The organism is Pseudoalteromonas sp. SD03 (assembly GCF_040937955.1).
GTDB lineage: Bacteria > Pseudomonadota > Gammaproteobacteria > Enterobacterales > Alteromonadaceae > Pseudoalteromonas > Pseudoalteromonas tetraodonis.
The window spans coordinates 1392056-1415023 of sequence record NZ_CP162514.1 but is presented as its reverse complement, the minus strand read 5'-3'; the positions used below and the strand labels follow the sequence as shown (position 1 = coordinate 1415023).

The following is a 22968-nucleotide window of genomic DNA, read 5'->3' as shown; positions in this document are numbered from 1 at the left end:
ACTACACGATGTTTTAAGTATGCTTATATCACGGGATCACATTATATATAAGTGCCGATGCACTCAAATTATCTGAGTCTTTTACATAACGATATTGTTTCTTCCAAAACCAACTACCTGTGGTTTCATCTACGGTTTCAAACCCTAGCGTGTCGCCAGCTACCGTAATGTTATTCATCGCAATCGTTACATTTCCTTGGCGCTGCGCTTGTTGAATCTCGTTATGACTATAACTGTTAGTCATCATTAATGGATAATGATATGGCATAAAACTATTAACAGCATCACCTTGCGATTTTAAACGCCCATTAGTGTCAATATTGGTGCTACAGCTACCAAATGAGTTTACAGAGCTTGCACCACATGATGAGTGAGTAGCCACTACCGAGTCGTCATTACCGCGTAAAAATCCAGCCGTTAAACCTAAGTAAGCATTACCATCGGCTACAAAACGTAAACGAGGTGTGCGTGCATCAGGTAATGGCGCAATTCTGCGTGCATTATTTACTTTTAAATCGTGCAATACGCCTACCGCCTCATTAACTTCACTGCCTAACCACCACGTTAGCGCGGCATCTACAGCAAAATTCCACGATGCGCCTGTTAATGTACTCACCGCTAAGTCGGCCAATTCACTGCCGCCACCAGCACCCGCTAAATCAAAGGTGGCAATAATATTAAGCGGCTGTAATCCGGCATTTTCAAGCCAGTTTTCTTGGTTATCTATAATATATCGGGCAACTAAGTCACCGGTTGAATGAGTCACAAATACACAGCCTGGCTCGCATAGATTTGAGCGAGAAATTTGCTGTAGTTTAGGCCATACCCAATCGGTGGTGATTTTTCCTTCTATTCGTTCATATGCAGGCCAATCGATGCGCTCATCTGCGCGGTTCACCCAATAAGACTGCCAATAGCTTTGTCCATTGTTTACCACATCACTGGCTGCTCTATTGGTAAGTTGTGATACCTGCAAACCATGAATTAAAATTACCTTATACTCTTTACTGAGCGCAGAAAAACTCATCAGCAGGCTTAATGCTGCTGCAAATAAAGAGACGCGTTTAAATATGTGTGTGTTGTTCATATTAATCCTTAACTGATTCAATATTTTTATTATGCTTAGCTTGTTACACGCTGTTGTCGGTGCATGGTAAAAGCAACGCATTGACCAGTATTGGGAACAAAGTTAAAAAATGCAACATTTTGTTATCATTTTCACTGTTAAGGCTAAATATCTGCGTTAAAATACGACAAAAGCGCTAAACTATTGTGCTATTTGGAACAGTTTATAAGTTTTATAAGCCGCCATTGAAAACACCATGAACTTTTTTATTAACTATCGCATGGCACTACTTTTTATCAGCGTAATAGCGTAAGTTAGTTACATACGAACAACCAAGGAATCATAATGATAAAAAAAATAATGTGTGGTGGCTTTTTATTAACCGCCATTTCCGCGCCTAGTTTTGCCGCGAGTGTTAACACCCAACTTGAACAAGCAACACAAAGTGTGAGTGAAAAGGTCATTAAATGGCGTCGTCACTTACATCAATATCCAGAACTGAGTAATCGCGAATTTGAAACCGCCAAGTACATTACTGAACATTTGAAATCACTGGGTCTTGAAGTACAAACCGGTGTTGCTCATACCGGTGTTGTGGCAAAATTAAGCGGCGGTAAAAAAGGCCCTTTAATCGCATTGCGTGCTGATATGGATGCTTTACCGGTTACCGAACAAGTTGATTTACCCTTTGCCTCTAAACAAACATCAACCTATCGTGGCAATGAAGTAGGCGTTATGCATGCCTGCGGGCACGACACTCATGTTGCTATTTTAATGGCCGTGGCAGAGTCACTGGTAAAAATAAAAGATCAGTTAGCGGGCGAAGTACTGTTTGTATTTCAACCGGCTGAAGAAGGTGCCCCCGAGGGCGAAGAAGGTGGCGCTGAGCTGATGTTAAAAGAAGGCTTATTTAAGCAAAAGCCTGAGGCCGTGTTTGGTTTACATGTCACCAGCTCACTCAATACAGGGCAAATTGGCTTTCGTGAAGGGCCACTAATGGCCAGTGAAGATTCTTTCACAATTAACGTAACGGGGCGTCAAACACATGGTTCACGTCCATGGAATGGCGTAGACCCAATTGTTGCTTCATCACAAATTATTATGGCAACTCAAACAATCGCCTCTCGCCAAGTTGATGTAACTAAAGCACCTTCAGTCATTTCGTTTGGCGCAATTAATGGCGGCATACGCTCAAATATAATCCCTGATAATGTAGAGCTGATTGGTACCATTAGAACCTTTGATCAAACTATGCGCGCCGATATTAAAAAACGTTTAGCTAAAACCGCTGAGCTGGTTGCCGAATCCGCTGGTGCTAAAGCCGATGTGCATATAGATCACGGCTACCCTGTCACAGTAAACAATGTAGCACTCACCCAAAAAATGACCCCAACGCTTGCCCGTATTGCTGGTGCTGACAATATTATTACCACCGATTTAATTACCGGCGCAGAAGACTTTAGTTACTATGCGCTTGAAACCCCTGGGCTGTTTTACTTTTTAGGCGTCACTCCAAAAGATCAAAACGCTAAAACGGCAGCAAGTAATCATTCACCTCAGTTTTATGTTGACGAAAGCGCCTTACAACTCGGCGTAGAGTCATTATCTCAACTGGTTGTTGACTACTTACAATAACAACTCAACGTAACAAGCACAGGGGTAATAACCTTGTGCTTGTTTTATTAGAGAGTGTTATTCAGCTAATATAAATCCCCTTTCGCTTACCTTTAATTATATAAATTCTCAATCAGGTAAGGACACCTTAATGACAGCAGAATATTTTAATTTTTTAAGCCTAATTGGTGTGGCTTTTTTTGCAATTTCAGGTGCGTTATTAGGCCATGATAAAGATATTGGCGGATTTGGAGTGGTGGTTGTTGGCTCAGTCACTGCGCTTGGCGGTGGCACGCTCAGAGACATACTTCTTAACCAACCCGTTTTTTGGATAGCCAACCCCGATTTTTTATATGTCACCTATGGCGCTATTTTTGTCACTGTTATGTTTATTCGCCACTTACCCGATGTGTCTAACTATTACATGTTGTTGGTTGATGCAATTGGTATGGCTATCTTTAATGTGGTCGGTATCGAAAAAGCATTAATTGAAGGCACCACCATGATGGTTGCACTTACAATGGGCATGACTACGGGGATATTTGGTGGCTTAATACGCGACGTGATCTGTCGAGAAGTGCCGTTGGTGATGCGAGAAGAGCTCTACTCCACCGCCTGTTTTGCAGGAGGCTTGACCTATGCCGCGCTATTTTTATTAGAAGCCCCTTATTTATGGTGCATTCTTGGTTCGCTGTTGGTCAGTGTTTTTTTAAGATTGGGCGCGCTCCATTTTGGCTGGCAGCCCAATCTATTTAGAAAAAGAACACCAAAAATAAACGATTAGTATAAGCATTGCGTTACACTAATCGCTCATAGAGTCCTGATGCCCGTGACACACTTTTACCCATCGCCAGTTGCAGCACTTTTTTATCTGCTACCAGCTCAAAGGTCTGCTTTGCACGGGTAATACCGGTATACACTAATTGCCGGTTAATACCGACGCTCGCTTGTTTAAGTGGTGGCAATACCATAGCAGTGTAACTAAACTCTGAGCCTTGCGATTTATGAATGGTCATAACATACACTTTATCGTGCGCTGGGAGTCGTGCAGGTGAAAATGCACGTTCATTACCCTGCTCATCAATAAACAGTGCTTTGAGTTGGCCACTGTCATCAGGCATTAAAATACCTATATCGCCGTTAAAAAGTTTAAGTTGATAATCGTTTTGGCTAATCATAATAGGCATACCCGTGTAATGCCGCTGATTAGGGTTAACGCTAATTAACCCTTGCTGTTGCAATACACGCTCAATACGTTGATTTAAACTATTAACGCCGTAATCGCCTTCACGCACCGCGGCAAGTAATTGATAGCGGGCAAAAGCCTCATGCACTTTGGCAACACTAGCTCCTTGGGCAATCAGTGTTAAATAATCACCGTAGTGACTTGCCGCGCTGTTTATAAGCTTTTCAATCGGTGTAGAGACAAAATCGTAGTCTAAAATAACATCGCTAAAATGCCCTTGCGTACTGTGTTGTTCAACATAATTTAAAATACCCCGATCATTGGTATTAACAGCCAAAGCCAATTGGCCTATGCCACTTTGGGCATCAAAGCGATAACTATGTTGTAAAAAGGCAATGCAATCAGCCAGTTTAAACTCACTCTGAGTTTGCGCGCCAAGTTTAGCTGCGCCATTAAAACACACCTTATTTAATTGCTCACAGCGTGCTTTTGAATATTGCGGTGTTTGCCCAAGCACTAAACCTTGGCATAAATCACTCATTACACTGCCGGTATCAACCGAGGCGAGTTGGTCTTTATCGCCGAGTAAAATCAATCGGGCATGCGCTGGCAAGGCCTCAATTAATTTAGCCATGAGCGATAAATCGACCATACTGGCCTCATCAATAATCAATACATCAACATGCAACGGATTGCTTTTATCGTGCCTGAATTTATTAGTAAATGGCTTAACTCCCAACAAACGATGAATGGTTTGCGCACTTTGCGGGATCAACGCATTAATATCAGCCGGTATTTCTGTGAGCTTATTTTTAGCTCCTAAAATTGACTCTGTTAATCGCGCCGCTGCTTTACCTGTGGGTGCTACTAATTTTATGCTCAATGGTGCAGCCTGATATAACGACTGTAAAATGGCTAACAGCTTTGTCACCGTGGTAGTTTTACCGGTTCCGGGGCCACCGGTGATCACACTAAAGCCCTTTGTTGCAGCAATGGCACAAGCGACCTTTTGCCAATCAATATCAAGCGTTGGATTATCAGGAAAGTAGCGTGTTAATAACTCAGTAAGGACTTCATCATCAATATTGAGTTGTCGCTCACTCATTGCCAGTAATCGCTGCGCTAAAGTTTGCTCATACCCTGCTAAACGCGAAAAATACAACCGCTGATTAAACAATTGCAGCGGCTTGTGATCCCCCACACTGTGATGCGCGTGTAAGTAACTTATTGCTGCCTCAGTCGTAAAATCGTCACTAAATGGGGTGAGAGTGTCAGGTACGGTGCCTTCTAATTTAGTAAAGTCGCTTTGGCGTAAATTAAACGGATTAGCCCAATCAATTTCTGTTAGAGTTAAACAACTATGCTGGCTTTGCTGTGATAAACACAGCATTAAAATAATATAAAATAATTCGTCATAATCATGTTCAGTATTGTTACCACTGAGTAATTCAGCCAGCTTTACATCCACAACACGTACGCGGTGCTGCTCAGTTAAATAGCTAAGCAGCGGCACAACTTTAGGTGTTTGAGTTACAGAGTCCGCTAGTTGTTCATTGAGTAACGACGACTCATCAACAGGCGCGTCGTCAAAGTCATCAAACAAACCGGGTTGTTGGTTTAAATCACTCATAGCATCGCTCCTTGGCTAAACAAACCATCTAAAATAATAACTTGCTCTGTACTTAACTGTTTAAAGTACACCCCTTCACCCGCTGGCATACCGCGTAAAAAGGTATAATACACGCCGCCTAAATGCGTCTCTATGGCATAGTCAGGAATACGTTGTTTAAGTAATCGATGCAGCGCTACGGTATAAATTAAATACTGTAAATGATATTGGTGGCTGGTCATGGCTTGCTCAAGCTGCTCTGGCTCATAATCTGCAAGGGTACTGCCCAAATAATTCGATTTATAATCTAAAATATAATACTTGCCTTGGTAACAAAAAATTAAATCTATAAAGCCTTTTAGTAAGCCTTTTACATGGGCAAATTCAAGTTTGCTTTGGCTAAAATCAAAGTGTTTAATCAGCATTTCGTTGAGTTTAGGCGCACTTAGGCTAGCAAGCGGTAAGTTAAACTCCATTTCAACAAGACAATCACTCGGTGATAATTGACTCAAGCTTAAATTATTTTCACTATTTAACGGGCAATTAAGCGCATCGAGTATCCATTGCTCGGTAATTTGCTGCCATTGCTCATCAATATGGTATTTTTCAAAGGCACGTTTAATTACTGCCGATAAGTTTTGCTCTGGATTTGAGGGGTGAACAAGCGGGCTGGTAAAATCAAGTTGCTCGAATATTTCGTGTAAGCAACTTCCTGGTTTTGCACCTTTTGGAAAACTATACGGTGAGAGAAGTTCATCTTGTTGCACCGCAAACTCATCTCTTTGATGATCTTCATCGCTGCGCCCAGGTGCCAGTTGGTCAGTATGCTTTTTAAAGCTCAAGGCACTAAAACTGGTTGCCCGCCAATCGCGTTCAATCTGCGTGGTTACAGTATTAATACTCAGCGCCTGCTTTTCAACGTGTTCATTATTAAAGCGAAGTATGCCCTGCTCGAGTAATTCACCCGAGGTAATTTGCAGATATTCCATCGAATCATTGGCATCACAAAACTCACTTAAATGAGTGCGCCATGTTTGGCTGCTGGTTAACGCTAACCCTGAGAACAACACATGCCCAAGCGCACTACTTTGAATCGCTAAGCGGCTACTTTGCCCTTGCCCGATGTTATATACACCCAAGGCACAAAAATGCACTGCACGGGTCAATGCGACATACAATAGGCGTAAATCTTCGGCTAGGCGCTCTTGCTCTGCTTGTTGCAAGGCGTCTTCGTCTTTACTTAAATCAAAAATTAACTTGCCGTTATGGTGATAAAGCGCGTCTTTAGTTTCACGATAGCCACTAGCAAAGGGCATAAATACCAATGGATATTCAAGCCCCTTTGAGGCATGCATAGTGACAATTTTAACCAAATTTGCGTCGCTCTCTAAACGTACTTGCACAGTTTCGCCATCTTGTTGGCTCACCTTTTGCGCAAACCAACGCAACAAACGAAGTGTCCCTTCAAGCTCTATTTGTTTTTGCTGCAGTATTTCACCAAGGTGTCTAAAGTCGGTAAGCCAACGTTCTACGTTATAGCCCAAGCCTTGCCATTTGGCACTGAGTTGATTATGACTCAGTAAGCGTTCAAGCATGGCCATAGCCCCTTGCTTGTGCCAAATATGGCTAAGTTGAGCAAAAAAGTTTAAGTGTTCTTGCCATGCATTTTCATCATCGGCCAAAGCAAAAATATCGTTATAACTTAAACAGAATAATGGCCCTGCGAGTACACCTCGTAGTAGCGACTCGTCGTACTGGCCGTGCAATGCGGTTAAAAAGTTGAGTAAATGGTGACTTAGCTCTTGGCTAAATACACTATCACGAGACAAATACACGCTGGCAATATTGGCTTTGCTCAAGGCCTGCTTCATTATTTGCGCTTCAACGCGATCGCGCACCAAAATACAAATATCAGCAGCGCTTACCGGCTTACTGCCAATACAAGCTATTCCTTGGTTTGCTTGCTCGAGTAACGTAACAATTTTATTAGCAAAATGGGTGGCTAAATGAGCTTGCCCTAAGCCTTTACTGGTCGGTTTGCCTTTTTCATCGCCAGCTTCATCCACAAACACATTAAATTCAAAGGCGGTGGCCGGTTTGCCATCAATTAAAAATGTATCTTTGGCTTTTTTACCCTTGGCTTTCACTTTATTAAAGGGAATGGCATCGTTATAAATAAAGCTGTTATCGTATTTACTAAACAAGCTATTTACGCTGTTGACGATATCGCTGCTGGAGCGAAAATTAGTGCCTAGGGTAAATTGTTGCGACTGCTCTACGGCCTCTTTGGCACCAATGTAGGTAAATATATCTGCGCCCCTAAAGCCATAAATAGCTTGTTTGGGATCGCCTATCATGGCTAAAGTGGTATTGCTTTGAGCATAAATTTTACTAAAAATACCGTACTGAATAGGGTCGGTGTCTTGAAACTCATCAATCATTGCCACCGGAAATAACTGCGCAATTTTTTGCGACAATACGTCACCTTGCTCACTATTAAGAGCCGTATGTAAATTAGTGAGTAGGTCATCAGGGGTGATCACGCTTTGCTCTTGTTTGCGCTTAACTATGGCCGCTTTTACCCAACTTGCCGCATATTGCACTATCGCAATTTTTAGCCCTTGTTTAATGGTATTGTTAAGTGCAGCTAAGGTATCGAATTGGCTAATAAGTGGATGAGTCAGTAATGTGCCATTTTTTTTATAATTAGCGGTATTACTTAAATTCTCGCTGCTCCAAACCTCAAACGAATATTTGTTAGTACCAAATTCAAAAAAGTCATCATTGCCTAAACAAAACGCTTCAAGCGCCGCTAAGCTGCCTTTTCGTGCCGGTGTTTTTGAGCCGCTTAAATCGGATGCTTTCACAGCGCCAATAAATTCTTGCTCTAGGCACGCTTTTTTAAAGGCGGGTACAAGCTCCAAGTATTCATCTCGGGCTTGCCACACATCCTCTAAATTTACTTGCGGTGTTATTTCGGCGTTGGCTTTATTTAAAATACTGCTTACTTGGCTAAATAATGATTCAGGTGCGGCAAACACCTCTAAAATCGCATTTGTTTTTTGCTTATTAAGCGGGTAGACAAACGCGCGCCAAAAATCTTTTATGGTCTCAAGCAGTATCTCGCGCTCATCTAAAATAAACTCTAAGTTAAACGCGACCCCCGACTCAAACGCATGTTGTTTTAGCATCCGCTGACAAAAACCATGAATGGTAAAAATAGCCGCCTCATCCATTGATTTAGCTGCTGCATCGAGTAAGTCAAACGCACGATGTTTATCATCAACGCCCGCTATCACACCTTCAATGAGTTCATCATTGGGCACTTGCCCCAATAAAGCATCACGCGCGGCAATAATACGGCTACGAACACGGTCTTTAATTTCTTGGGTAGCGGCATCGGTAAAGGTTACCACCAAGATTTGCTCAACGCTCAAAGGCGTACTCAGCTCACCGGGTATTTGCATGCCCAATAAATAACGTAAATACAAACCCGTGATCGTGTAGGTTTTACCTGTGCCTGCACTGGCTTCAATTAAGCTTTGCCCTGATAATGGCATAGTGAGTGGGTTAAGCGCTTGCATAGTCACTCTCCTTGGCGTGCTCAAATAACGGGACAAATAATTTTTCGCTCCATTGTATAAACTCCTCTTGGCAATCATTGAGCGATTGCACCGTGAGACGAATATAAGGGTTTTCCCCTTCACCTCGGCCAATATACTGTGGGCTAAATTTACTGTTAGCTTTTGCCATATCGCCACCGCTTTTCACATATTCGTAACCACTCACCGGAAAAAACGCCACCGGCGCGTTTCGCAATGCTTTGTATAGTTCAAACCAATCTGCAAGCAGCAAGTCGGCATTGGCTTTACTCATAGGGGCAAAGCTAATTTGTTTATCTAAACCCAGTAATAAGGTTTCAACCTCTTGTTCCATGCTTTGAGCTGCCAGGTGATAAAGAAAGCCTTTTATTAAATCTTTGGCTTTAATACTGGCACTGCGGTAAAACACTTGTTTTTGCATATACACATGGTTAAGCCAGCCTTCAATGGTGGTATTTTCAAGCGCAAGTAACACTTCTATCGGTTCGCTTTTACCGGCTTTTATTTGCTCTTTTACTTGCCCTGCAAGCGCATCAACTCGGTGCTGCATACCCTCATAAATTAAGCTGCCAACATTGGCTTGGGGCAACTCACCGCGCTGCAGTATTTGCTCGGTACTGAGCGGCGTATTGTTAATGTTTGCTTCAAGTATTTCGTCAAGGTAAAAATAACGGCGCAGCGCATCTAGGCTAAACGGTTCTTCGTCTTTCGCTATATCGTTAAATTGCGGCAAGCGTAACCCTAAACTTTGTTGATAAAAGCTCTCTTGGGCATGGCATACACTACGAATAAACACATCAAGATCAAGTAGCTCAGGGGGTGTTACATCAAGCGCAGTGATTGCTTTTGGCTCAATAGCCTCGCTAGGCAGCCAAATTGGGTTATAGCTGTGATTATTTACTCCCGCCTGTTCATCGCTAGGAGCTGAGTAATACAGGCTATTAAAAGGCTGCAAATGCTGCTGCGTAATAAGGCATTCAGGCAAGGGTTTATCACTGGGTTCGCTAAGTTTAAAACTGCGTCCAATGTATTCTAAAAGCTCACTTACTAGAGTTGATGGCATGCGCGGCTGGTTGTCAAAACACGAGCGGCCAATGTAGCTCATATATAAATTATCTCGAGCACTTAAGAGCGCTTCTAAAAAGAGGTAACGGTCATCGAGTTTACGTGAACGGTCACCTTTTTGCTTTTTAGAATAAGGTACTAAGTCAAAACCGATAGGCTGCACGGTACGTGGGTAATCGGCATCGTTCAAGCCTAGCATACACACCACCTTAAACGGCACGGCGCGCATTGGCATTAACGTACAAAAGTTCACTTGTCCTACTAAAAAGCGCTGACCTACACCTTTTTCTTGTATACCTTGCTTGATTAGATAGCTCACTATGCGCTGCGAAACGGCTTTACTGTAGTCGCCGTTGTCGTGGTGCTTCGCAATATCTTCGAGCACCTTTTGCAGCACTAATAAATCCCAGCTATCATCGCTTTCGCTCTCATACACAGCATTGAGTAGCTCACTTAATATATGGGCTTTATTAGAAAGCGTATCATCAGGGGTGAGTTTCGCTTTAAAGTCTTGAAGCACATCAATAAAATGCACCAGCTTATTGAGAGTATCAAGCGCCATACCTTCTACTTCATCGGCGCTGTAAATACCATTAAATGGGCACTGTTCGTCGCGCATGGCAATCCCCAGTAATAAACGGTTCAAGCCATGTTGCCAGGTATTTAAATCAATGGCGGGTAAATCAAAGCTTTGTTTATGCTCAGCGTTTATGCCCCACTTTACCCCTACTCGCTCAAGCCAATAATGTATTTGCTCGTATTCATGGGCTTCTAGGCCAAATTTTTCGGCAATTTGCGTAACCTGTAATAAATCAAGAATATCCGACACGCCAAAGCGCGAAAACGGTAAATTAGCTAAACTGGCAAACGAGCTCAGTACTGGTTTTTCTTGCTCTATGGCTAAATCGGCAAGGGCGTATGGTATAAATCGGCTGCCCTGCGCACCACCAAAAACGGCCTCAATGTAAGGGCTATAAGTACCTACATCAGGCATCATGACGATGATGTCTTTGGGGGTAAGCGTTGGGTTTTGATTAAACAAATTGAGTAAGTAGTCGTGCAGGCGCTCGACTTCCCTTAATGGTGTGTGGCAGTCACTTAACGTAATGCTGGTATCGTTTGCACTTATGGGCAGTTTACCCTCATCGTTTATAAACCATTCTTTGTTATCGGTAAGCGATTCACCTTTAAAGGCAAGTTGGTATATTTCGCTTTGCACTTGCCCAAGTAAGGTATCGTCAAACGCATCAATAAAACCATCAATCCAACGGGCATCAAGCTGCACCAGTTGCTCAAAATAATCGCGGCCGAGTTTACCCCACGACGACAACAACGGATTACCAATAAAATAGTATTCTTCATCAGGATTCGTTTGCTTTTTTTGCTGCGCTTCCACCAGCGGCATTTTGGCGTATTTAGCGTTTATTTTAGCCGCTGTTTTTTCATCGATTATATCGCCCCAATAATGCTCGCTGGGGTTAAAAAAGAATAAAAACACCTCAGTTTTTTTACTCAAGGCTTCAAACACGTCAAGCTGTGAGCTGGCAATCGCAGATATACCAAATAGGCTAATACGCTTTGGCAATAAGCTGCTATCCATACTCTCAAGGGCGCTGAGTAATTGTCCTTGCATGTTGGCGCGGTGAAATTGGCTTTGCCCAAGTGTTTTACTTAATTTGACAAGGCGGCGCCACAAATCGGGTTGCCAAGGAGCAATGCTGATATCTACATCGTCAAGCGTATCAACACCGCTATCCCAAGTGGCTATCCAATGGGGGCGATACATTAAATATTGGTCGTACACATCGGCTATTTTTTCACATAGGGCAAAGGTTTTTTGGCCGTCAATATCCCCCTCTAAATAGGTTTTTAAGGGTAAATACAGTGGCTCGTCAATACAAGTAGGTAAAATTGCAAACAGTTTCCAAGCAAGGTTCGGTTTATTAAACGCCGACTCTTTAGGCACGTTTGGCAATAGTTGCTGGTACAACTGCCAAATAAAGCTCGACGGCAGCGGAAAGTCTACCTGCGCAGCCACGCCTAAATTTTCACTTAAACCAATTTTTAGCCACTGCGACATACCCGGCGATTGCACTAACACCACTTCTTTATCAAATGGGCTTTGCAATGGGTTTACTTTTAATAGCTGATGAAACTGCGCTTGCAGGGCTTCCATTCGGTTTGATTGAATAATATTGAGCATACGATACCAGCCTTACTTGAGATAAAGCCAGTGTAAGATATTTTCAATTTAAGCGGTAGCGCTAAGGGGACATTGGCGTTAATAAATCAGCATGTTAGCCAGTAGCTAGCTGATTTTTTAAACGCACAGGACTCACTTTAGTCACTGTGCGTTTTTATAACAACCCCTTTATTGGTATGGGCTTATGCTAGATAAGCTAAAATCACTTTGCATTATTACGTTACCATCAATGCCTTTGAGCTTAAGTGACAAGCCTGGATCTGCTTGCTGCCAATCAATGGTTAAATCGCCATAGTTAACATTGTGCGTGTAATCACCGACACGATGTTTATTGGGGCTAACGTCTTTCCACTTTTCTGTCAGGCCTGAGCTGGTCATTTCAATGAGTGGGTAATCAAGATTGTGTTGATACCTTGAAATTTCCCCCCAATGGGTATCGCCGCTGATGATCACCACGCCATTTATTTGGTGTTTTTTAATTAACGCAAATAAACGGTTTCTATCCTCTGGAAAATTTGCCCACGATTCCCAGCCAGTAAAATCAGGCAGTAACTGCAAGCTTGATGCAATTAGTTTAATCGCTGCTGGCTTTTTAAGTTCGGCTTCAAGCCATTGCCACTGCGCCTCTCCAAGCATAGACGCGCCTTTTACTTCGGTTGGACTGTACGGTCCTTGGTTATTTGCTTTACGCTTGGTGTAATACTCAAGTTCGCTCACTGAATTAAGCTTATCGCGATTAAAACGTAAGTCAGGCATGATCACCTGCACGGTTTGCTCGCCTTTGCCATACATGTACGAGGTATAAATACCATCAGCACGAGTACGGCGCGCTGAGTTTGCCGGTTCATCCCAAAAATCGAGCATAATTTGCCGTGATGCTTCTTTATGCGGGTACTCTTTACCCGCATCGTTTTGACCATAGTCGTGATCGTCCCACATGGCTATTAATGGTGTATTTGATTTTAAGGTTTTAAAGCCAGGCTTTGCCCCCAATCGTTGGTATTTATTTTTAAGCACGGCCATGTCGTTAGTATCGCCATAAATGTTATCGCCTAAAAATATAAATAAATCACCCTGCTCTTTGTTAATCGCATTAAAGATGGGGATGTCTTTATCTTGATGCCCACACGAGCCAAACAATATTTTAGACGGCGTAGCCATTGCGCCACCACTAATAACAAAAGCAAGTAACAGCGCTGAATGATTAAAAGTTTTTAGTAACTGTTTCATTTTAAAATCTCGTTAATAGCCGGTGCCATATTAGGGTTAATCGTGTTTGGGTTTTGTCCAAGTGCTTTTAAAACGGTGGCGGCAATTTGCGCTTGTTTAAGCTCATTATCGGTTTTTATTAAGCCATTACCTTTAATTGTAGGGCCAATGGCAGCAAGCCAAATATGCTCTGAGCCAATAATTCCCTCAGGAAATGCCTTTTTACCCTGCTCCGACTTTGCTAATGCCCGTTTAGAGCTGTGATGTTGCCAATCGTTTGCGTAGCTGCCACGGCCGTGATCGGTAGTAACAATTAACGTAGTATTATTTTTATAACCTGCTGTGCTTTGAATGGTTTGCCATAAATCTTTTAAAAATGCATCGCTTTGTTTGGCCGACTTTAAGTAAGCATCGTAATGGCCATCGTGAGCAAAGTCGTCAGTTTCTCCTAAGCTAATCACCAATAATCTTGGCTTTTTAGCCAGCATATAGGCTTTAGCAAATCGATAGGTAAAACTATCAAACCGCACATTGTGCCATGGGCTGGGGATTTCTGTTTGTAATGCGTTTAACAGGGGCGCATCGGCAAATAAATCATCGGCAATAGGCATAAATCCTGCATTTACATACACATGACTACGCTTAGTATTTACAATGTAAGGAAACACATCCCAGCTACCAAATAAAGCCGTGCTGTTTTTAAATTCAGGCTGCGCATCTAATCGCTCTAAAATGGTTTTATTTGGATTAAAGACTTTATCGTTACTGTTAATGTTTTCATCCACTTCGCCGGTAAGAATTTCGTTATAACCAGGGTATGAAAAATACCATGGATTACTCACTGACATCGCTGAGCCGTTTGCTCTGTCGCCCATAATGACGCCTTGAGTGGCAATCGTTTGTGTTAAAAACGGCATTAATAATTGCTGGCGCTGTTGCACCCTTTCATCCCAAAATTCATTGCTTAACTGTGCTGGTTGCTTAACAAATTCTTTATTATTGAGCAGGTTTTTATCGGCACCATTAAATACTTCCTGCCAGCGCACGCCGTCAAGGGTGACTAACACTACATTTTGTTGAGCAGCCAATGCCGCATTATTAAACAATAAAATTAAACTTAATCCGATAATTGTTATCATGCTTTTCATGGTGTTCTCATCAACTTTATATAGTAAAAAGCCCATCGATGATGGGCTTATATAAGATTACTTTAGGTTTAAAAAGTAGCCGTTAATGTAACCGCTGCTGTGCGTGGCGAGCCTATAAAGTAAGTACTCCCATTGCCCGTACCACCTGCCAAATAACTTTTATTGGTAATGTTATAAACCACAAAGGCAATATCAACGGCTTTAAACGGGCCTGCGTTAACTTCGGCTGCATAACCTGCGTTTAAATCAAGCACGGTGTAGCTATCTACATCGCCACGCTCACCGGTGTATTTAGCCGATAAACCAAAGCGGAAATCGCCACTGTAGTAATCGGTTGATAGCACAAATAAATCATCCACTGAGTCAGTTACTTTGCCTCCTGCTTCAAAGCCTGGCGCATCGCCTTTGTATTCAGAGCTATTATTGGTGTATGAGCTATATACATTCCACTCATTATTAAGCATATAACTAGCTGACAGCTCTAGACCTTTGGATTCAATACCGCCCACATTGAGGTACGAGCCGTTAGTGCCTATGGTGTAGTCTATACCGCCGGTGTCGCTGCCTGGCGCTATAAAGGTGATGCGGTTATCAAACTCAATTGAATAGGCCGTTGCCGTTAGTTTAAGTGCATTATTTTGATAGCGTACACCCAGGTCAATATTTTCAGCGGTTTCTGGCTTAATAGCTGATAAGTCAGAGCTATCGCGTTCAAGCACACCATCTTTAATGGCGGCAAAGTTTTCGCTATAGCTGCTAAATAACTCAGTATTACTATTTAGCTGATACAAAATACCGCCACTAAATAAAAGGTCTGAATCACTGTTTACTTTAGCTGTTGTGGCGTTTTTATAGTGGTCATACTTTTCTATATCCACTAAGTATTTTTTTACCCCTAGGTTTAAGGTAAGGTCACCTACTGTCATTGAGTCTTGTGCGTACCATTTAAGCGTATCAGTCTCAAAGGTGTTTTTGTATTGCGTCCAGTATGGGGTGTTATCAAAATGATGATAAATACGGGCATCGATTACTTTATGCCAATCACGCGACTCATCACGGTCGCTTTGCTCATACCAAAAACCCGCTTCTATATCGTGCATGCCAAAGCTTGCTTGATAATTAGCAGTTACCCCTAAACGATCTTTATTGTAATGAGTATGACGATAAGACATAACAGGCGTTGCATCAGCGTCGTAACACGCAGGATTAAGCTCAGGGCCCGACTCCCACGGCCAGTTTAAACTTGCGGTACAACCTGCGTTCGGCGCAAGTGGATTACCGTTGCTATCTGTAAAGCCATAAGAGCCCGCGTTTGTGCCCCCCTCGGTGGTTGGGTTGCCATTTTCATCTACAGGGGACGTTAAATAAGGTGGGATCCAATCGCCACGACCAGAATTTTTATGATAATACGGGCTAACGGTTAATAATGATGTTGGAGAAATCGCGTATTCAAGTTTTAAATAGCCTAGAGTATTTTCACGCAGGGTGCCCCAACCTTCTGCAAACATTTGGTCAAAGTGCGGAACGCCTGTCCAGTTCCATGTTAGCTGATCCCAATTAGGGGTTTGTTCAAATTGCTCTAGGCTCACGCTATTGTAGTTGGTCTCGCTTACATCGTCGTACGATAAACGCCCTGTAATAGTTAAATTATCAAGAGTGGTAACAAATTTCGCCTCAGCGTGTTGGTTATCTTTTCCGCCATTGCTGCCTGAGCCAATCCAGCGGCTGGTATCGGTTTGTGAGTAACTCACGTACGCTTGGGTATTATCGAAAATGGTGCCAGTTTCGTGCTTAACATAATAACGCGAAGCATCGTGACTGCCTGAGGTATAAGCAAAGGTGGTGTTTTTATCTAAACTCGGTGCTTTACTTACAAAATTAAAAGTACCGCCTAATGCCTCTAATGAGGCAGATTTAATATCTGAGGTACCTTGGCCAACTTCCACTGTCACCAAGTTTTCGCTATCGAGATAACGATTCGCTTTAGCCCCGCCACCATAATTAGAGCCACCATTAGGAATGCCGTCTATCGTCATACCTAATTGCTGTTGGTTAGAGTCAATACTAAAACCACGCATGGTAATGGTTGTTGACCAATCATCGCCGCCAAATGCGTCGCCTTCGTTTATGCTAATCCCTGGCAAGTTATCAATTACCGATAACACACTCGATACCGAGCTTTGTTGTTCTAGCATCGCAGGTTCAATAACGTTGTTTGCATAACTGGTTGGTTTTGCAGTAACAGTTACTTCTTCTATCACGTTATCGTTAGCATAAGCTGAAGTTGATACCGCCATGGCCACAGCCATGCTCAAAATCGATTTATTTTTTAAAGCGTACATTGTTGTCCCATTTGATTCTAATTATAAAAAGGTAATTATGAAAGCGGGCACAGTCTATTTTTTAAGTATGACAACGAGGGGCAATTTTATTGACAAACAGGTTAAACAAATATGAGTTAATTATGACGTAAAGTAATCAAATCAAGCACACCGTAATTAAGAGCAATCAGACTAAAACAGCACCCAAAAGCCAAGGGACTCTCTAAAGTCATAAAATTTTCTCACTCTTTCTAACTGCAATTGATCAAAATCTTATTTAACTTAGATATAAAGAGTTAAGAGCCCATAAAGTGATAACTTTTAGCCCAAAAACACGGTTTTATACAAAGTTAAAAACCAATTTTGCAATCAGCTTTTTCTGGGCTATCTTTTTATTAACGCTTTAATTACAGGTAGCTGCACTATGTTTAATTTTTTCGCTAATAGCGCTGAGCAAGCATTAAAACAGTCTATTACGGCAATTGTTTCCATAGATGAAAAAAACAATATTGTCTTTTATAACAAAGCCGCGCAAAAATTATGGGGCTACACAGAAGATGAAGTACTCGGTCACAACATACGAAAACTAGTCCCTGACGAACATAAAACAAACCACGACGACTATGTAAATCATCATAGAGAAACCGGGCAAGACAAAATTGTTGGCAGCTACCGAGAAGTTGAGTTACAAACTAAATCGGGAAGTCGCATTTGGGTCGAATTAGCGCTTTCTCAGGTGAAAGTAAATAACAACAAACATTACACCGCTTTTATAAGAGATATATCAGCAGAGCGTGAAGCAAAAGAAATCAATGAGCAATCGTTAGAGCAAGCCCTTGATGCAGTTGTATGTATTGATGAAAATAATTGTATCACTTTGTATAACAAAGCCGCAGAAACACTGTGGGGTTACAGTAAACAAGAAGTAATGGGAAACAATGTAAAAATGCTAGTACCCCATGCAATACAACATAACCATGATGAGCTTGTAAATGCAAACCGAGACACAGGTGTCGATAAAATAGTTGGTACCAGTAGAGAAGTTGAAATTGAACGCAAAGATGGAACAACCGTGTGGGGGCGATTATCGCTATCGAAAATTAAATTAGCTAATCGCGTTATTTACACAGCTTTTATCAAAGATGTAACGCAAGAGGTAATAACTAGAGAAGAACAACGGATGTTGTCACTTGTTGCAAACGAAACAGACAACGCGGTAATAATCACCGATCCTAACGGCTATATTCAATATGTAAACAATGGATTTGAACGTTTAACAGGATACGCTTTAAGTGAAGTAAAAGGTAAGAAACCAGGCAGTTTTTTACAAGGCAAAGATTCTGACAAAAACATGATAGAAACGATACGCACACATCTTAAAAATCGAACTCCTTTTTATGGAGAAATATTAAACTATAAAAAATCGGGGAGTGCTTACTGGACCTCGCTATCTATCAACCCAGTAATAAGAGAAGGGAAATTAGAAAATTACATTGCAATTCAAGCTGATATATCTGAAGTAAAGCAAATGGCGCTTGATTTCACAAACAAACTAGAAACTATCGGCGAGTCTATAGCTATGTTGCAAGTGTCTCTTCATGGTGAAGTACTTGATTGTAACGAATTACTAAAAACGGCATTAAAACCCAATTTTTCTGTAGAAGAGTTTGCTAAAAATCTGATTTCTGATCTCAGCGTTGAAGAAAGAGCATTTTTAGACAAAAACAAACATATCTCAAAAACTTTTGAACTTGAAAAAAATAATCAATACAGTGCCTTTGATGCGAGAATATGTGCTCTTCGTGATGTTAATGGTCAAACCACTAGTTATATGTTTATAGGTTTAAACATAACGGAAAGAAAAAAAGCAGTTAATCAAACTCAAATATCAATGAAAGAATTATTAGATATAAGCCAAACCATCAGCAAAATAGTAGAAACAATTAATGGAATATCAGAGCAAACAAATTTACTTGCACTCAATGCTGCTATTGAAGCCGCAAGAGCAGGTGAAATGGGACGCGGTTTTGCCGTTGTTGCTGACGAGGTAAGAACTCTTGCAGGCAATTCAAAGGCATCTTCTGAAGAAATAAACGGCTACATAAAAGAAACGGTTACTAAAATTCAAGAGCTTGCAGAATTATCTAAAAAGATAGATTCATAAATCCGCTTTTAAGTAATAAGCCCACATTTGTGGGCTTATTAGTGAGAACTCTTTAAAACTTAAACTAACTCAGCAAGCATCTCATCACTATAAGGTGTCACTTCTTCACCATTTTTAATTTTGCTAATGTAATCTGGGTTAGCAATAAGTGGGCGACCAATGGCAATTAAATCAAATTTATTATCGTTGATCGCTTGTTTGGCAGTTTCAAAACTATAACTACCTACACCCACTAAGGTACTTGCATAACCAGCTCGTAAAAATTCAGAGGTTGATTTACCTTCTAGTGAATCAAAACGCATGCTGTCGTCAAAAATACCGCCGTGTAAATAGGCTAGTTTGCGGTTTTCAAGCTCTGGTAATAAGTAGTCAAATACTGCTTTATCACGGTTATCTTCGCTCATATTAAAGTAGGCACCTGGTGTTAAACGCATAGCGGTACGCTCATTGCCTACAACATCAATAATGGCATCGGTTACTTCCAGTGCAAAACGAGACATATTTTCTGGTGTTTGCCCGTACTCGTCATCACGTTCATTTGCCGCATAATGTAAAAATTGGTCAATTAAATAACCATTAGCACCATGAATTTCCACGCCGTCAAAACCTGCTTCCATCGCGTTTTCTGCCGCTTTAGCGTAGTCAGCCACTAAGCCTTTAATATCATCTTTAGTGGCAGCTTTTGGCGTAATATAAGTTAGCTCACGCATACGCGGTACTGAACCTTCAACCCCTATCGCCGATGGCGCCAGAACATCACCACCAAAAAAGTGAGGGTGAGCAACACGGCCAACATGCCATAATTGCGCGAACATTTTACCGCCATTGGCATGCACGGCGTCAGTGACTTTTTTCCAACCTTGAACTTGTTCATTAGTGAAGATACCCGGTGTATTTGGGTAACCTTGTGCATCGGCACGAATAATAATTGCTTCACTAATAATTAATCCTACATCAGCACGGCGAGCGTAGTAATCAACCATAGCTTGTGTAGGCACTAAATTGTCATCTGCCATACAACGAGTTAGTGGTGCCATTAGTACGCGGTTTTGCAGTTCAATGCTGTTATTTAATTTAAAAGGTGAAAGTAAGTCTGTCGACATAATGTTTATCCTTTATTGAATGTACATTCAAGATAAGGTCACTTGAATGAAGATTCAAGTATAATTTTGAAACTTTGTTCAAGATTGCGTAAACTGCTTTACCTAAACGCTGCTTAAAGTAGGATTATTGCTGAAAGTTCGCTTTACCTACTCTGCCAACGAGAAGAGTCATTATGAGAACTGCAGAATTTGATACAGAGTTTGTACTGCGCCAAGCAATGGCGATGTTTATGCTTCATGGCTATGCAAAAACCAGTATGCAAAAACTGACTCAAGCAACCCATTTACATCCAGGCTCGTTATACGCGGCATTTGGAAGTAAAAAAGGCATTTTTTTAGCCGCTACGGAGCAATACCAAACCGATCGTAATACTCAATTTACTGCTCTTTTTGAGCACAGCAGTTGTATTTTAGATACGCTGAAACAATACCTTAATATCATTGTGCAAGAATGCGTCGACGGTGAAGCAACCAAAGTGTGCCTGCTCACAAAAAGCATTAGCGAGGTAGAGGGTAACGATCCACAAATTTGCCACGTATTGCGTACTAATTTAACTGCATATGAGCACGCTTTTGCGCAGCAGTTACAAAAAGCAATTGATAATAAAGAAATTACCAATGGCCGAAGTGCCATAGAGCTGGCACGATTTTGTGTTATGGGTATATATGGATTACGCACCTACGCATTAACAAACCAAGACCCCGACGCACTAAACCAACTAGCCAATGAGCTACTAGCAGCCATCAGCTAAACTAAATTTTAAAGCGCAGCAGCTCGCTGCTCTTTGTATACTCCACAGTGAGAGAGAGCCAAAAATGACCACCGATAATTTATCAAAGCAAGACGACGTAATTTTAGGCCTTGGCGCAAAAAAACGACTCGCATACATGTACGAAACCGTGCAGCAATTTAAGCAAGTGTGGATTTTAAACGATGACGACGGCTGCGTAATGCTCACTAACGAGGACGACGATTGCGTGCCGGTATGGCCAACACGAGAGTTCGCACAAGCCTGGGCAACCGGCGAATGGCAAGGCTGTACACCTAAAGCAATTCCAACAAACGATTGGTTTAGCCGCTGGACACCTGGCCTTGAAGAAGACGACTTACTGGTGGCCGTGTTCCCTACCGAAGAAGACGACGGCACAATTTTATTCCCTGATGAGTTTCAAGCCCAGTTGAGTAAATCAATTAGGAAGTACTAACTTCTAAAGCAGTGTTCACCTTAAACAAGCTTATTATAAGCATTAAAAGAAAAGTTTATTTACCAAAAGGTTATAAAGCATCTATTATAGTGTTGTAACTTACTTTTATAAAAATCGACCTGGGTGGACGTCAATTCCACCCCTGTAAAAAATCGAATAAAGTAATCAATGTTCAGGTAAATTTAATAAAAAATATACGTTTATTTTCTGTGTTTAAATTGGGGTCTACATGCTGTTCAATTCAAAATATAAAAACAAAATTAATGAGTTAAATAACGAGTTAATTCAATTAAAAAAAACCAATGAAAAGCTTGAAGCGCAATTGTTAGCAGCAAACAGCGAGCAATCACAACAAAACGACAATGAAATAGCAAATGATACAGCCTTTGTAAAACAGCGTGAATTAAACACATTATCATTACAGTCATCTGATTTAATTAGTGACATCAGAGAAAGCTTAGCCTCAACTTCACATAAACTAATTAATGATATTACGTCATTTAAGTCATCCCAAGAATTACTTGATACAATTTTAGATATGTTAGCAACGACTTCATCGTCAACACATAATATCTCAAGAGATACAAAATCAGCCACTAAATCCGTTAAAGAATTGCAGTCAGTAACAATCGGAATTAATGATTTTGTAAACATAATTAAAGGGATTTCTGATCAAACAAATTTACTTGCACTTAATGCGGCCATCGAGGCCGCTAGAGCCGGAGAGCAAGGACGAGGCTTTGCTGTTGTGGCAGATGAAGTAAGAACGCTCGCTCAGCGCTCTTCTGATGCATCTAACGAGATCTCTAATTTAATAGCTAAGGTCAATGAGCAAATGCAAAGCGTTGTAACTAACATTACTAACGTTAGCGAAGAAAGTGATGGCATTGCAAATAGCTCATCAGAAATTGATGCTACCGCTAAAAAGGTGGTTGAACTATCACAAAATATGTATAGCGTTATTGTTAATTCAAGTGCCGATGCATTTATTCAAACAGTAAAAATGGATCACATTGTATGGAAATACGATATTTATAAAGTCATTTTAGGCCAATCAAATAAGACTGCAGAAGACTTTTCTGATCATACCATGTGTCGTTTAGGTAAATGGTATTACCAAGGTGAAGGTGCATTAAAATATTCAAGCATTAACGACTTTAAAGCATTAGAGCAACCACATGAAGATGTCCATAAGAATGGCTTTGCTGCTTTAGAAGCATTCCAATTAGGCGATATCAATACTGCTGTAGAAAAAGTATCTCTTATGGAGCAAGCAAGTTTTAAAGTAGTGGACATACTTAGCGCTTTATCACACAAAATTATGGATTATAACTGTAAATAAAATAGTCAAAAAACACCTCACTTTGCATAGCGTTATGGTTCATAATCATTTGGCTATGCATACCAAACTTATATAAATTAATCACAAACTAATGACACCTCCACCTAAGCACTGCTGTTCAATAATTAAA

Annotated in this window: 14 protein-coding genes; 6 read left to right on the top strand and 8 right to left on the bottom strand. The window is 41.2% G+C overall.

The window, feature by feature from the left end:
* Nucleotides 1–28: 28 nt before the first annotated feature.
* Nucleotides 29–1087: a hypothetical protein gene (locus ABZP26_RS06630; protein WP_013464659.1), complete on the bottom strand. Its 1059-nt coding sequence runs from the start codon at nucleotides 1085–1087 to the stop codon at nucleotides 29–31.
* A gap of 324 nt (nucleotides 1088–1411) precedes the next feature.
* Between ABZP26_RS06630 and ABZP26_RS06625 the strand changes: the two genes are divergently transcribed.
* Nucleotides 1412–2701 (top strand): amidohydrolase, encoded by a 1290-nt coding sequence (locus ABZP26_RS06625; protein ID WP_036956171.1) that lies wholly within the window; start codon nucleotides 1412–1414, stop codon nucleotides 2699–2701.
* A 130-nt stretch (nucleotides 2702–2831) separates the two neighbouring features.
* The gene (locus ABZP26_RS06620) at nucleotides 2832–3464 is read left to right on the top strand and encodes a trimeric intracellular cation channel family protein (RefSeq protein ID WP_013464657.1); all 633 of its coding nucleotides are present in this window, start codon (nucleotides 2832–2834) and stop codon (nucleotides 3462–3464) included.
* A 13-nt stretch (nucleotides 3465–3477) separates the two neighbouring features.
* Here ABZP26_RS06620 and recD read toward each other — a convergent pair whose 3' ends face one another.
* The 6 genes from recD to ABZP26_RS06590 form a co-directional block, all read right to left on the bottom strand.
* A complete protein-coding gene (gene recD, locus ABZP26_RS06615) occupies nucleotides 3478–5496 on the bottom strand; it encodes an exodeoxyribonuclease V subunit alpha (RefSeq protein WP_013464656.1) in 2019 nt (672 codons plus the stop codon).
* Nucleotides 5493–9059 (bottom strand): exodeoxyribonuclease V subunit beta, encoded by a 3567-nt coding sequence (gene recB / locus ABZP26_RS06610; protein ID WP_013464655.1) that lies wholly within the window; start codon nucleotides 9057–9059, stop codon nucleotides 5493–5495. Before recB ends, recD begins: the two co-directional genes overlap by 4 nt.
* A complete protein-coding gene (gene recC / locus ABZP26_RS06605; protein ID WP_013464654.1) occupies nucleotides 9046–12345 on the bottom strand; it encodes an exodeoxyribonuclease V subunit gamma in 3300 nt (1099 codons plus the stop codon). The genes recB and recC overlap by 14 nt, the downstream gene beginning before the upstream one ends.
* Nucleotides 12346–12513: 168 nt before the next feature.
* Nucleotides 12514–13575 (bottom strand): alkaline phosphatase D family protein, encoded by a 1062-nt coding sequence (locus ABZP26_RS06600; RefSeq protein WP_368485517.1) that lies wholly within the window; start codon nucleotides 13573–13575, stop codon nucleotides 12514–12516.
* Nucleotides 13572–14702: an alkaline phosphatase family protein gene (locus tag ABZP26_RS06595; protein ID WP_368485516.1), complete on the bottom strand. Its 1131-nt coding sequence runs from the start codon at nucleotides 14700–14702 to the stop codon at nucleotides 13572–13574. The genes ABZP26_RS06600 and ABZP26_RS06595 overlap by 4 nt, the downstream gene beginning before the upstream one ends.
* A gap of 68 nt (nucleotides 14703–14770) precedes the next feature.
* Nucleotides 14771–17044, bottom strand: coding sequence for a TonB-dependent receptor (locus ABZP26_RS06590; protein ID WP_368485515.1), 2274 nt, complete (start codon nucleotides 17042–17044; stop codon nucleotides 14771–14773).
* Between the two features lie 403 nt (nucleotides 17045–17447).
* Between ABZP26_RS06590 and ABZP26_RS06585 the strand changes: the two genes are divergently transcribed.
* Nucleotides 17448–19187, top strand: a complete 1740-nt coding sequence (locus ABZP26_RS06585) for a PAS domain S-box protein (protein WP_036956241.1) — start codon at nucleotides 17448–17450, stop codon at nucleotides 19185–19187.
* 59 nt (nucleotides 19188–19246) lie between these two features.
* On the opposite strand, the gene ABZP26_RS06580 is transcribed toward ABZP26_RS06585, so the two are convergent.
* Nucleotides 19247–20290: an alkene reductase gene (locus ABZP26_RS06580; RefSeq protein ID WP_033103698.1), complete on the bottom strand. Its 1044-nt coding sequence runs from the start codon at nucleotides 20288–20290 to the stop codon at nucleotides 19247–19249.
* Nucleotides 20291–20463: 173 nt separating this feature from the next.
* Between ABZP26_RS06580 and ABZP26_RS06575 the strand changes: the two genes are divergently transcribed.
* The 3 genes from ABZP26_RS06575 (at nucleotide 20464) to ABZP26_RS06565 (ending at nucleotide 22838) form a co-directional block, all read left to right on the top strand.
* Nucleotides 20464–21042, top strand: coding sequence for a TetR/AcrR family transcriptional regulator (locus ABZP26_RS06575; protein ID WP_013464648.1), 579 nt, complete (start codon nucleotides 20464–20466; stop codon nucleotides 21040–21042).
* Between the two features lie 64 nt (nucleotides 21043–21106).
* Entirely contained in the window at nucleotides 21107–21496 is a 390-nt protein-coding gene (locus tag ABZP26_RS06570; RefSeq protein WP_013464647.1) for a DUF2750 domain-containing protein, read from the top strand.
* Nucleotides 21497–21725: 229 nt separating this feature from the next.
* Nucleotides 21726–22838, top strand: a complete 1113-nt coding sequence (locus ABZP26_RS06565) for a methyl-accepting chemotaxis protein (protein WP_013464646.1) — start codon at nucleotides 21726–21728, stop codon at nucleotides 22836–22838.
* The last annotated feature ends 130 nt before the right edge of the window (nucleotides 22839–22968 follow it).